This window comes from Pseudarthrobacter sp. L19, assembly GCF_050859435.1.
Lineage (GTDB): Bacteria > Actinomycetota > Actinomycetes > Actinomycetales > Micrococcaceae > Arthrobacter.
Genome location: NZ_CP193935.1, coordinates 3097990 through 3110496, shown reverse-complemented (window position 1 = coordinate 3110496; position 12507 = coordinate 3097990). Strand labels below are relative to the sequence as shown.

Here is a 12507-nt window from a genome sequence, read left to right as displayed (position 1 = left end):
GCTAGGCCGTCTCGATCCAGTAGCGGCGCTTGCCGTTCCGGGTGTCCTCGTAGGCGCCGCCGTTCCTTTCGATCGTGGCGCGGGAGCCCACGTTGTCCTCGTCGCAGGTCAAGAGTGCCCGCTCGATTCCCAGGCCGCGGGCGATCGGCAGGGCTTCCGCCAGGGCTGACGCGGCATGACCGCGCCTCCGCGCCGACGGACGAACGCTGTAGCCGATGTGCCCCACCTCGTTGAGGAGGAACTCGTTCAGGTGGTGGCGGACCGCGAGTGAACCGACGAATTCGCCGCCCTCCACAATCCAGAGATACGTGCAGGGCACATAGCCGGGCTTCCGCGGAGTCTCCGGTCGCGCGTCCCGGCGCAGAGCCTCAACAAAATCGGCGAACGCGGCGGAACCCGTCAGGTCCGCGTCGGGCCGATGCTCCATCCCGCCGCCATCCTGGTGCGCGCCGTCGAACTCGGCGAAGGCCTCCAGCCAGGAGGCGTGGTACGTGGTGTCGGGTGCGGTAAGGCGGGCCATTCCCCGATCCTAGCCGGGCCGGGGTGTAACCCTGTGAACCCGTGCGGCTACTCGAAGCGGGACGGATCGCCCATGCCGCGGCGGACCACCTCGGCGGCACCGCCGGAGAAGTCGATCACGGTGGTCGGTTCCGCGCCGCACTCGCCGGAGTCGATGACGGCGTCGACCACGTGGTCCAGCCGCTCCTTGATCTCCCAGCCCTGCGTCAGCGGCTCCTCCTCGTCCGGCAGCAGCAGGGTGCTGGAAAGCAGCGGTTCGCCCAGTTCCGCCAGGATGGCCTGGACCACCGTGTGGTCCGGGATGCGCACCCCCACGGTCTTCTTCTTCGGGTGCAGCAGCCGCTTCGGGACCTCCTTGGTGGCCGGCAGGATGAAGGTGTAGCTGCCGGGGGTCGCCGCCTTGATGCTCCGGAAGACGTCGTTGTCGATCTGGACGAACTGTCCCAGCTGCGCGAAGTCCTTGCAGACCAGGGTGAAATGGTGCTTGTCGTTCAGGTGCCGGATGGCCCGGATGCGGTCCAGCGCCTCCCGGTTGCCCAGCTGCGCGCCGAGGGCGTAGCAGGAGTCCGTCGGGTAGGCGATCAGGCCCCCGGACTTGAGCAGCTCCACCACCTGGGTGATGGAGCGCGGCTGCGGGTTGTCGGGGTGGACATCGAAGAATCTCGCCATGGCATGAGCTTACGCCCGGCCGCGCGGGGCACATCCATTCCGGCGCGGGGGCTGTGTCGCGTTTCATTTGGGCCCGAATCGGTGCTACCCCTTGAGGGACACCGCGCGACGGACGCACCGATGCAGCACCGACGAAGAGGAGTAGTACATGACTTTGCCCCGGGATGAAGACAGCTCACTGCGGCACTGGAGCGCGCGCCTGATCCAGGCCCTGCAGATCCTCGACCTGGAGGTGGACCACGAGAAGTTGGTGCAGCTCGCCGACGAATCGGTCAAGGCCGTGGGTCCGCACGCCGACGCCGTCAGCGCCTTCATCGTCGGTTTCGCCGCCGGAACAGCGTCCACCCACGGGCGCAAGAGCGTCGACGAGGCGGTCACGGCCGCCGCGGACAAGGTGATCGAGCTGTGCGAGCACGGTGAAGAGGGCGGCCCGGACGAAAAGGGCTGGACCAAGCGGGCCCAGTAGCCCGCACCCAACGCACACACAGAACAGCCGGCAGGCCGCATCCCCGAAGGGACGCGGCCTGCCGGCTTTTCCGGAGAGGTGCTAGGCGGACCCCGTCGCGCCGGGAGCGGCGTGCAGGCGGCCCGGGCCGTCAGCCTCCTGGTCCGCGCTGGCCTCGAGCCGCACGATCACGGCCTTCGAGATGGGCGTGTTGCTGCCCTCCGCGGTGTGGTTCAGCGGCACCAGGACGTTGGCCTCCGGGTAGTACGCGGCGGCACAGCCGCGCGACGTCGGGTACGAGACCACGCGGAACTTCCGCAGCACCCGCTCCTCGCCGTCGTCGTGCACGCCGTGGATGTCCACGTACAGACCGTCCGCGAGCCCCAGCTCGGCAATGTCGTCCGGGTTGACGAACACCACGTGGCGGCCCTTCTTGATCCCGCGGTACCGGTCGTTGTGCCCGTAGATGGTGGTGTTGAACTGGTCGTGGGAGCGCATGGTCTGCAGGATCAGCGTGCCCTCGGGGCGTTCGACGTGTTCGAGGAAGTTCACCGTCAGCACGGCCTTGCCCGTGGGCGTGGCGAAGGTGCGCGAATCGCGAGGACCGTTCTCGAGGATGAAGCCGCCTTCCTGGCGGATCCGCTCGTTGTAGTCCTGGCAACCGCCCACCACCCGGGAGATGTGGTCCCGGATCAGGTCGTAGTTCTTCTCGAAGCCGTCCCAGTCCGCCGCGATCCTGTCGCCCACCAGCGCCTTGCCCAGGCGGCTGAGGATCGCGGGTTCGGAGAGCAGGTGGTGGGAGACCGGTTCCACGCTGCCCCAGGAGGGGTGCACGGCGCAGACGGTGTCCTCGACGGAGACGAACTGCTCGCCGGACTCCTGGATGTCGATCTCTGTCCGGCCCATCGTGGGCAGGATCAGCGCCTCGGCGCCGGTCACCACGTGCGAGCGGTTGAGTTTGGTGGAGACCTGCACGGTCATCTCCGTGCCGGCCATGGCGGCCTCCGCGGCGTTGGTGTCCGAGACGGCGGCGACGAAGTTACCGCCCATCGCCATGAAGAACCTGATCTCGCCTTCGCGCATCTTGTTGACGGTTTCGACGGCGTCCACGCCGTGCTCGCGCGGCGGCTCGAAGTCGAACTCTTTGCCGAGGGCCTCCATGAAGGACTGCGGCATCTGCTCCCAGATGCCCATGGTCCGGTCACCCTGGACGTTGCTGTGGCCGCGGATCGGCGAGGCACCGGCCCCGGGCTTGCCCATGTTGCCGCGCAGCAGCAGGAGGTTGATGATCTCCTTGATGGTGGCCACGCCCTTCTTCTGCTGCGTGACGCCCATGGCCCAGGTGATGATGACCTTGTCCGCCTTCAGGTAGCGGGCGGCCAGCTCGTCGATCTCTTCGGAGCGCAGACCGGTGGCCTCGAGGACCTCCCACTCGTCCAGCTGCGCGAGGTGTTCCTTCAGTTCGTCCAGGCCCTCGCAGTGTTCGGCCAGGAACGCGTGGTCCAGGACGGTCCCGGGGTTGCGGGCCTCGGCGTCGAGGACGCGCTTGGAAACGGCCTGCAGCAGGGCCATGTCCCCGCCGATCCGGATGTGCATGAACTGGTCCGCGATGGAGGTTCCGTGGCCGATTACGCCGCGGACCTTCTGCGGGTTCTTGTAGCGGTGCAGCCCGGCCTCGGGGAGCGGGTTTACGGCCACGATCTCGCCGCCGTTGTGCTTGCAGTTCTCCAGCTCCGTCAGCATGCGCGGGTGGTTGGTGCCCGGGTTCTGGCCCATGATGATGATCAGGTCGGCGTCGGCGTAGTCGTCGAAGTTCACGGTCGCCTTGCCGATGCCGATGGTCTGGCCCATCGCCCAGCCGGAGGACTCGTGGCACATGTTGGAGCAATCCGGGAGGTTGTTTGTGCCGTAGCCGCGCACCAGCAGCTGGTAGAGGAAGGCCGCCTCGTTGGAGGTGCGGCCGCTGGTGTAGAAGGACGCCTCGTCCGGGGATGCCAGGCCGTGGAGCTTGTCCGTGACGATCCGGATTGCCTCATCCCAGGAGACGGGCTTGTAGTGGTCCTCGCCGGCGGCCTTGAACACCGGTTCGGTGAGGCGGCCCTGCATGCCGAGCCAGTAGTCGGACCGGTCGCGCAGTGCGCTGACCGAGTGCTCGGCCCAGAACGACGACGGAATCACCAGCGGCGTCGCCTCCCAGGTAACGGCCTTGGCACCGTTCTCGCAGAACTCGAACGCCTTGCGGTGGTGCGGGTCCGGCCAGGCGCAGCTGGGGCAGTCGAAGCCGTCCTTCTGGTTCATCTTCAGGACCGTTTTGCGGGTCCGGTTGGGGCCCATCTGCTTGATCGCTGGCTCCATGGAGTGGTACACCCCGGGAACTCCGGCCGCCCAGTGCTTGGGCCGTCCGCCGACCTCCAGGTCCTTTTCGTTCGGTTCCTGTACCTCAGGTGTCTTGCGAGCCACGACAACTTCCCTTCTGCAGACGCCGCCGTAAGCCCGACGGCGGGCACAACTCCTCTACGCACCCTACCCGCCTACGTGAGACTCGACTCTCAGCCGGACCGGAGCGCCGCCGGGAATCGGCGGGGCGCGCTATTCGGCTGGGCGTTCGGCGAGCGTCGCCTGGATCTCCCGGCGCAGGACCTTACCGATCAGCGAGCGCGGCAGCCGTTCCATGACCACCACCCGCCGCGGCACCTTGTACGCGGCCAGGTGGTCCCGTGCGAAGTCCCGCAGGGCGCCGGGGTCCACCGTGCCGCCGGCGTCGGGCACGACGGCGGCCACCACGTCCTCGCCGCCGCCGGGCCGGGGCACGCCCACCACGGAGACCTCGGCGACGCCGGGGAACTTGGCCAGGACGTCCTCGACCTCGGTGGGCGAGACGTTGAAGCCGCCGGTGATGATGAGTTCCTTGATCCGGTCCCGGATGGTCACGAAGTGGTCCTTGTCGACGGAGACGATGTCACCGGTCCGGAACCAGCCGCCCTCCAGCAGGGCCTCCTCGGTGTCCTGCGGGCGGTTCCAGTACCCGGCGAAGACCTGTGGGCCGCGGATCAGCAGTTCGCCCTGTTCGCCGGGCGCCCGGTTGACCGCGACGTTCCGGGGATCGACGACGCGGATGTCGGTGAGCGGGAAGGGGACACCCACGGTGCCGGGCTTGCGGCTCGGGCCGAAGGGGTTGCCCACGGATATCGGCGAGGTCTCGGTCAGGCCGTAGCCTTCGATCAGGTACCCGCCGGTCGCCTTTTCCCAGGTTTCCACCGTGGCCACCGGGAGGTTCATGGCCCCGGAGATGGAGTACCTGATGCCCCGCAGGCTCACGCCCCGGCGCTCGGCCTCCGCGGCGAGCCGGTCGTAGATTGGCGGGACGGCGGGCAGGAACGTCGCCGGCGAGCGCCGGTGCGCCTTCAGGACCAGGTCGGCGTCGAACTTCGGGAAGGGCACCAGCCGCGCCCCGATGCTCAGCGAAAAGGTCATGCAGAGCGTGAGCCCGTAGGCATGGAACATCGGCAGGACGGCGTAGACGGTTTCCTTGCCGTCCTGGAGGCCGGGTACCCATGCGCGGCCCTGCGCGGCGTTGGCCTGCAGGTTCGCGTGCGTGAGCATGGCACCCTTCGGCGCGCCGGTGGTGCCGCTGGTGTACTGCAGGACCGCCAGGTCCCCGGGCGCGGGCCGCTGGTGGCGCCGCTTGAGCCGCCCGGCGTCCAGCAGCCGGTGCCATGGCAGTACCTGCCGTTGAACGACGGCGGCCCGGGTTCCGCGCGCCGGCTTCCCGGCGGCCAGGGCGGCGCGTGCCTTCCGTGCGGAGGGCAGCGGAAGCCGCAGCGCCAGCCGTTTGCCCAGCGGCATGGCCGAAATCAGCTCGACCGACACCACGGTGCGGAGGCCGATGTCCGCCGGCAGCCGCAGCACCCGGTCCACGGTCTTGTCCCAGACGATCGCGACGGTGGCGCCGTGGTCCTCGAACTGGTGGCGCAGCTCGCGGTCCGTGTACAGGGGGTTGTGTTCGACGACGACGGCGCCCAGGCGCAGCACCGCGTAGAAGGCAATGACGTGCTGCGGGCAGTTGGGCAGGACCAGGGCCACCCGGTCCCCGGCGGTCACCCCCAGCTTCTGCAACCCGGCGGCCACACGGTTGATCTGGGCGCCGAGCTCCCGGTAGCTGGTCCGCGCCCCGAAGAACTCCAGCGCCGTCCGGCTGCCGTAGCGCCGGACGGACGCCTCCACCATGTCCACCAGCGACCCGGTGGGCAGCACCAGTTCGGCCGGAACGCCGTCGCTGTAGTGGGCGGTCCAGGGCCGGTCCGCCCACGGGAGGCCCGGCGCCTGTGGTTCCGGAAGAGATTTCTGCTTCATGCCTGGTCCTTGCCGTGGGAGGGGGTCCGGCCGCTGACGGGTCCGGGGCAGTGGTTTGCGGCGGCTGCGGGACAAGTCGGCCACCCCAAGAAAGCCTACTGCCCGGTATCGGGTCCCGGGGACGGCGGTGCCCGATTGGCGATGCCATTCGGTGGTCCCATTGGGCTGTCTGCGCGGGGGCCAGGGCTCCGCTGCGCCGTGACTTTCGGCCCTACGGAGCGTGGGCGATTGCGCGGAAGGTGGGGGTGACGGACTCGGGAACGGAACGCACCATGACACACGACCGGCCTTCCCTGCGGTTCCTCGGTGCGACAGACACCGTGACCGGTTCCCGGTACCTGCTCGAATCCGGCGGCCGCCGCGTCCTGGTGGACTGTGGATTGTTCCAGGGCTACAAGCGCAGTCGGGAACGCAACCGGGCCCCGTTTCCCGTACCGCCGCACTCCATCGACGCCGTCGTCCTCACCCACGCCCACCTGGACCACACGGGCTACGTCCCGGCTCTGGTCCGGGACGGCTTCAAGGGCCCCGTCTACGCCACCCACGGCACCGCGGAACTGTGCAAGCTGATCCTGCCGGATAGCGGCTACCTCCAGGAGGAGGAGGCCAAGTACGCCACCCACCGCGGCTCGGCCAGCCATTCCCCGGCCCTCCCGCTCTATACGGCCGCCGACGCGGTCCGCTCGCTGAACAGCTTCAAGGTCCGGGAGTTCGATGACCCGCTGGACCTCGGCGGCGGCATGGAACTGACGTTCGTGCCGGCCGGCCACATCCTCGGCGCCGCCCAGGTGCACGTCGGGTTCGGCTCGCAGTCGGTCCATTTCACCGGGGACCTCGGCCGCAGCGATGATCCGTTCATGTACCCGCCCCGGGCGCTGGGAGAGGTGGACGTCCTGGTCACCGAATCCACCTACGGGAACCGGAAGCACGCGGAGGCGGACCCGGAACAACAGCTGGGGGAGATCATCCGGCGGGTGGCCAAACGCGGGGGCGTGGTCCTGTTCGCCGCGTTCGCCGTCGGCCGCGCCGAGACCCTGATGCTGTACCTCTCCAGGCTGCGGCGGAAGAACGCCATCCCGGACATCCCCATCTATCTCAACAGTCCCATGGCCATCGACGCCTCGGACATGTACCAGCGCCACCCGGAGGAACACCGGCTCCGGCCCGAGGAGTACCGGGGCATGTACACCGTGGCAACGTTCACCCACAGCGTGGACGACTCGAAGCTGCTGAACCTGCGCGGCGGACCGATGATCATCATCTCCGCCAGCGGCATGCTCACCGGTGGTCGGGTGCTGCACCACCTCGCGGCGTACGGGACGGACCCGAAGAACGCCGTCGTCCTCAGCGGCTACCAGGCCGGCGGGACGCGGGGAGCGGCGCTCGCCGCCGGCGAGCGCAACGTGCGGGTCTACGGCGAGGACCTGACCATCCGGGCCGAGGTCATCCAAATGGAGAACCTCTCCGCCCACGCGGACACCGACGGGCTGATCGCCTGGATGAAGGCCGCGCCGCGTGCCCCGCGCATCGCGTACGTCACCCACGGCGAGCCGGACGCCGCGGACGCCCTGCGGCTGCGGATCAAACGGGAGCTTGGCTGGCGGGCCCGGGTTCCGGAGTACCTGGAACGGGTCGACCTGGGGAACCCGCGGTGAGCGCGCAGGTCACCCGCTCCGCGGTCCTGAGCGAGATCCACGCCCTGGCCCGGCCGTTGCGCAGCGACCGGGCCCTCGACGCCGTTGTCCGCCGCGCGGCCGGCTGCCGGTTCACCGCCATCGGGGAGGCCTCCCATGGCACCCACGACTTCTATACCTGGCGGGCCACCCTGAGCCGCCGGCTGATCGAGGAGCAGGGCTACACCTGGATCGGCGTGGAGGGGGACTGGCCGGACTGCTGGCGGATCAACCAGTGGGTGCGCGGCATCACCGGGGCGGAACAGGGCGTGCATTCGCTGCTGGCGGGATTCCAGCGCTGGCCCACCTGGATGTGGGCGAACGAGGAGGTGGCGGCGTTCCTGGACTGGCTGCGGACCTGGAACCTGCACCGGCCGTTGTCCCGGCGCGTGGGCTTCTACGGGCTGGACGTGTACTCGCTCTGGGACTCGCTGCGGGAGATCATCGCCTGGCTCGAGGCCCACCAGCCCGACGCCGTCCCCGCGGCGATGCGCGCCTGGCAGTGTTTCCTGCCGCACCACGAGGACCCGCACCAGTACGCCTGGAGCACGCGCCTGGTCCCGCAGTCCTGCGAGGCCGACGTCGTCGCCCTCCTCCGGGAGATCCGCGCCCGGGCCTTCGACGCCGCGGAGCACGAGGACGACGAGGCGTTCGACGCCGTCCAGAACGCTGAGGTCGCGGCCAACGCCGAGCACTACTACCGGATCATGGTCCGCGGCGACCGACAGTCCTGGATCGTCCGGGACCACCACATGGCGGACAGCATCGACCGGCTGAGCCACCACCTGGGGCCGGATTCCCGCGGCATCGTCTGGGCCCACAACACCCACGTGGGCGACGCGCGGGCCACGGACATGGCCGTGGACGGGCTGATCAACGTGGGGCAGTTGCTGCGCGAACGGCACTCCGCCGACGGGGTGGCGCTGGTGGGCTTCGCCGGCCACCGCGGCACCGTGCTGGCCGCCGGGGCCTGGGGGAGCCCGGAACGGATCTTGGAAGTCCCGGTCGCCAGGCCGGACAGCCACGAGGCCTTCCTGCACGAGGCCCTGGGCGTGCCGGCCGTGCTGGACTTCGGCGGGGACCGCACCGGCCCGTGGCTGGCCACCTGGCTGGGGCACCGGGCCATCGGCGTCGTCTACCACCCGGAGCGCGAGCGCGGCAATTACGTGCCCACACGGATGGGGGACCGCTACGACGCCCTGATTTGGCTGGAGGAGACCTCCGCCGTCCGGCCGGTCCACCACGAGGGACCGCCGCGCGAACCCGAATTCGAGACCCAACCCAGCGGCTTCTAGGGTCGCCGTCCCGGCGCGCCTGCCCCCACAAGGTGCGGGGCTTAAGGCCCTAACCCGCCCCGCGGACCCGGGACACACTGAGGTGTCGGCGGCTCCCTGGGGCGGCCGGCGCGTCATGCCAGACAGCAGCGGCCACGGCAGCGGCTCCTGCGGCGTCCGGGCGCAGCGGTCACAGAAGGGTGCGCTGCCGGGACCGCCGCGGCGGGGCGGCCAGCCTGGCCTACGACGGAAAAGAGCGATCAGCATGAGTAAACCCATCGTCGTCGGCGTCAACGGGTCCGCGGGCAGCGAAGCCGCGCTGGCCTGGGCGCTGGAAAGGGCCACCGCGGACAACGCCCCGGTCCTCTGCGTCCACGCCGTGGATGACCGCTGGATGTCCCCGGACTTCCAGTACCACGAGCTGATCCGCCAGTCCGGGATGGAGCTGCTGGAGAAGGCCAAGGCCGCCGCCGCCAAGCAGGCCCCGGACGTCACGGTCGATACCGAACTGCGGCACGGCAGCCCGGGCGCGGCGCTGCGCGAGGCGTCCCAGTCCGCGGCCCTCGTGGTGGTGGGCGGCCACGACAAGCACTGGCTCGACGGCGGCCCCATGACGGACCGCGCGCTGCAGGTGGCGTCCGCCTCGGAATGCCCGGTGGCGGTCATCCCCACCGAGCGCGGTACCGGCACCCGGGGCGTGGTGGTCGGCGTCGACGGCTCCGAGGAGTCCCTGCAGGCCGTGGCCTACGCCGCCGCCGAGGCGGACCGCGGCGGCGACGAACTGACCGCTGTCCTCGCGTTCCGGAACCCGGCCCGCTGGGTGGAACGGCAGCTGCCCGAGAGCGGCCTGGCCGAGACGATCGTCGAGGAGGACCGGGTGGTGCTGGCCGAATCCGTCGCCGGGCTGCACGACAAGTACCCGGACCTGGTGGTCCATCAGCGCCTGGAAACAGACACCGACCCCGCGAAGGCCCTCTCGGACCTGGCGGGGGAGGCGCGCCTGCTGGTGATCGGAAGCCGCGGACGCGGCGGCTTTTCCCGGCTGGTGCTCGGCTCGACCGCTCACGCGGTGCTCCTGAATGTCCCGTGTCCCACCGTCGTGACACGGGTCCACAAGGTCAAGCACGGCGACTGAGCGGTCCTGCCGACGGGAAGCCCCCTCCACGGAGGGGGCTTTTCCCGTGTCCGGGCCGGTGCGAGGATGGGGCGGTGGATTCGATACTGACCTTCGTGGGCCATTACTGGTGGCTGGTGTTCCCGCTCAGCGCCCTCGGCGGCAGCTGGGCCGGCGCCTGGCGGAAGGCCGCCGAACGGCGCCACCGGCGCCGGGTGGAGCTGTACCAGCTGAAGAACCGGCAGGCCGAGGCGGAACAGAGCAGCCGCGCTGAGGTGCAGCAGGTCCTGGACGCCCACGACGCCGTCAACCGCCGCTGGCTGGACTACGAGCTCGACGTCGGCAAGCTCATCGACTTCCCGGCCATGACGGACGTCCGGGAACCCCTCACGGTGGCGTTCCTGCGCGCCAAGCGGGACGCGGACGGCCTCCGTCCAGCGGGTGGGGAGCCGCTGGCCGCCGGTCGGCTCGCCGAGTACCGGAACGCCGTCAACGCCTTCGAGGTGGCCTTCGACGTCGCCGAACGCGAGGCCCGGCGGATCCGCGACAGCAAGTTCACCGGCCCCGAACGCGACCGGCTCGCCACCGCCAGGAAACTGCTCCGGATCGCCTCCGACGCCGGGTCCACCCCGGCCGAACGGCAGACGGCATACAAGCGGGCGCGGCGGGAACTCGACGGGCTGATCGTGCTCCCCGACGCGACGACGGCGGCCCTGGAGGCCAGGATCGCCGTCGCGCTCGACGCCGGGACGAGCGAGGACCTTCCGGGCCCCTGAGCCGGCGCCGCCGCTTCGGCCGGCCCCCGGGGCGCCGGAGCCGGCTTCCCTGCTGTTTTGCCGTGCCCCCGTTGGCACGTACGATCTATAGGGTTTCAGGACAGCTTTGGTGAACCGCGCAAGTGGCACCTGCCAAACGGCCGGTGAACAGTGAATGACAAGGCCGCCACGGGGAATGGAACTGCTGACCGTCGACTCTGCAGATTGGGCAACAGGTGGAAATCACCGTAATGGTGGCGCTAGTCATAGCACTGGCGCTGTTCTTCGACTTCACAAACGGGTTCCATGACACCGCCAACGCGATGGCCACGCCCATCGCCACCGGTGCCATCAAGCCCCGCACCGCCGTCGCACTCGCCGCGGTGCTGAACCTCGTGGGCGCGTTCCTGTCCACCGAGGTGGCCAAGACCGTCTCCGGCGGCATCATCCGCGAGGGCTCGGACGGCATCCAGATCACCCCGGACATCATCTTCGCCGGCCTCATGGGCGCGATCCTCTGGAACATGATCACCTGGCTCAAGGGCCTGCCCTCGAGCTCCTCGCACGCGCTGTTCGGCGGCCTCATCGGCGCCGCGATTGCCGGCATCGGGCTGCACTCGGTGAACTTCACCTCCGTCCTGCAGAAGGTGCTCCTGCCAGCCGTGTTCGCGCCGGTGATCGCCGCTCTCGTCGCTTACATCTGCACCCGGCTTGCTTACGCCCTGACCGCCCGGCACGATCCCGAGACCGGGAGCAAGCTGACCCAGAAGCGCGGCGGCTTCCGCACCGGCCAGATCTTCACCTCCAGCCTGGTGGCCCTCGCCCACGGCACCAACGACGCGCAGAAGACCATGGGCATCATCACCCTGGTCCTGATCGCCGCCGGCAGCCAGGCGCCGGGCACCGGACCCCAGCTCTGGGTGATCGCGGCCTGCGCCCTCGCCATTGCCATCGGCACCTACTCCGGCGGCTGGCGGATCATCCGCACCATGGGATCGGGCCTGACCGAGGTCAAGCCCGCGCAGGGCTTCGCCGCCGAGACCAGCACCGCGACCGCCATCCTGGCCTCCTCGCACCTGGGCTTCGCGCTGTCCACCACGCACGTGGCCTCCGGCTCCGTGATTGGCTCCGGCATGGGCCGGCGCGGCACCACCGTGCGCTGGGGAACCGCCGGCAAGATCGTCATCGGCTGGCTCTTCACCCTCCCCGCCGCCGGCATCGTCGGCGCCCTCACCGCCCTGCTCGTGCACACCGGAACGGTCGGGTTCGTCATCGCCGCCGTCGCCGGCACCGCCGCGGTGGTCTACATGTTCGTCGCCTCCCGGAAGTCCCACGTCGGCAGCCACAACGCCGTCGAGGTCGAAGAGGCCGGCCAGGCCATCCGGTTCGCGAAGAAGAAGGCAGCAGCGGTCAGCCGCGGCAACAAGTCCAAAGGTGGCCGGAAATGAAATGGCTTGAACTCTTCCAGGTGGCCGGCGCCACCCTCGTCGCCGCGGTGATCATTACCGTCCTGTACTCCCTCGGGGTGCGGCTCACGGCCATCGCCGGTGACAGCAGGACCGAGCAGCCCGGCTGGGTCCGGCCGCTGTCCTACGCTTGCTTCGGCCTCTGCGGCATCGCCGTCCTGGCCGGGCTGTACCTGATCATTCCCTACTTCTCCAAGTAGCGGCTCCACGGAGCGGCGGGGCGGGACCTTCGGGGCTGG

11 protein-coding genes are annotated in these 12507 nt (G+C 69.8%); 7 read left to right on the top strand and 4 right to left on the bottom strand.

Translation table 11 applies throughout. The features are described from left to right. Position 1: 1 nt before the first annotated feature. Both ACRQ5B_RS14855 and ACRQ5B_RS14850 read right to left on the bottom strand, forming a co-directional pair. Positions 2 to 520, bottom strand: coding sequence for a GNAT family N-acetyltransferase (locus tag ACRQ5B_RS14855; RefSeq protein ID WP_432395164.1), 519 nt, complete (start codon positions 518 to 520; stop codon positions 2 to 4). 47 nt (positions 521 to 567) lie between these two features. Then, positions 568 to 1188, bottom strand: coding sequence for an L-threonylcarbamoyladenylate synthase (locus tag ACRQ5B_RS14850; RefSeq protein WP_432395161.1), 621 nt, complete (start codon positions 1186 to 1188; stop codon positions 568 to 570). 148 nt (positions 1189 to 1336) lie between these two features. Here ACRQ5B_RS14850 and ACRQ5B_RS14845 point away from each other — a divergent pair, with 148 nt between their 5' ends. Beyond that, positions 1337 to 1654: a DUF6457 domain-containing protein gene (locus ACRQ5B_RS14845; RefSeq protein WP_290257957.1), complete on the top strand. Its 318-nt coding sequence runs from the start codon at positions 1337 to 1339 to the stop codon at positions 1652 to 1654. Positions 1655 to 1735: 81 nt separating this feature from the next. On the opposite strand, the gene ACRQ5B_RS14840 is transcribed toward ACRQ5B_RS14845, so the two are convergent. Beyond that, positions 1736 to 4093 (bottom strand): FdhF/YdeP family oxidoreductase, encoded by a 2358-nt coding sequence (locus tag ACRQ5B_RS14840; protein WP_432395158.1) that lies wholly within the window; start codon positions 4091 to 4093, stop codon positions 1736 to 1738. 129 nt (positions 4094 to 4222) lie between these two features. Next, positions 4223 to 5986 (bottom strand): long-chain-fatty-acid--CoA ligase, encoded by a 1764-nt coding sequence (locus ACRQ5B_RS14835; RefSeq protein ID WP_432395155.1) that lies wholly within the window; start codon positions 5984 to 5986, stop codon positions 4223 to 4225. Positions 5987 to 6258: 272 nt separating this feature from the next. On the opposite strand from ACRQ5B_RS14835, the gene ACRQ5B_RS14830 reads away from it, so the two are divergent. The 6 genes from ACRQ5B_RS14830 (at position 6259) to ACRQ5B_RS14805 (ending at position 12468) form a co-directional block, all read left to right on the top strand. After that, positions 6259 to 7641 carry an MBL fold metallo-hydrolase gene (locus tag ACRQ5B_RS14830; protein ID WP_432395152.1) on the top strand — a complete coding sequence of 461 codons (1383 nt, stop codon included), beginning with the start codon at positions 6259 to 6261 and terminating at the stop codon, positions 7639 to 7641. Beyond that, positions 7638 to 8954, top strand: coding sequence for an erythromycin esterase family protein (locus ACRQ5B_RS14825; protein ID WP_432395149.1), 1317 nt, complete (start codon positions 7638 to 7640; stop codon positions 8952 to 8954). The genes ACRQ5B_RS14830 and ACRQ5B_RS14825 overlap by 4 nt, the downstream gene beginning before the upstream one ends. Before the next feature lie 244 nt (positions 8955 to 9198). Beyond that, on the top strand, positions 9199 to 10068 hold the full coding sequence (locus tag ACRQ5B_RS14820; protein ID WP_432395146.1) for a universal stress protein: 870 nt from the start codon (positions 9199 to 9201) through the stop codon (positions 10066 to 10068). 74 nt (positions 10069 to 10142) lie between these two features. Beyond that, positions 10143 to 10823 (top strand): hypothetical protein, encoded by a 681-nt coding sequence (locus ACRQ5B_RS14815; RefSeq protein ID WP_432395143.1) that lies wholly within the window; start codon positions 10143 to 10145, stop codon positions 10821 to 10823. 215 nt (positions 10824 to 11038) lie between these two features. Then, positions 11039 to 12250: an inorganic phosphate transporter gene (locus tag ACRQ5B_RS14810; RefSeq protein WP_432395140.1), complete on the top strand. Its 1212-nt coding sequence runs from the start codon at positions 11039 to 11041 to the stop codon at positions 12248 to 12250. Continuing rightward, positions 12247 to 12468, top strand: a complete 222-nt coding sequence (locus tag ACRQ5B_RS14805) for a hypothetical protein (protein WP_412882877.1) — start codon at positions 12247 to 12249, stop codon at positions 12466 to 12468. Before ACRQ5B_RS14810 ends, ACRQ5B_RS14805 begins: the two co-directional genes overlap by 4 nt. Positions 12469 to 12507 lie beyond the last annotated feature (39 nt).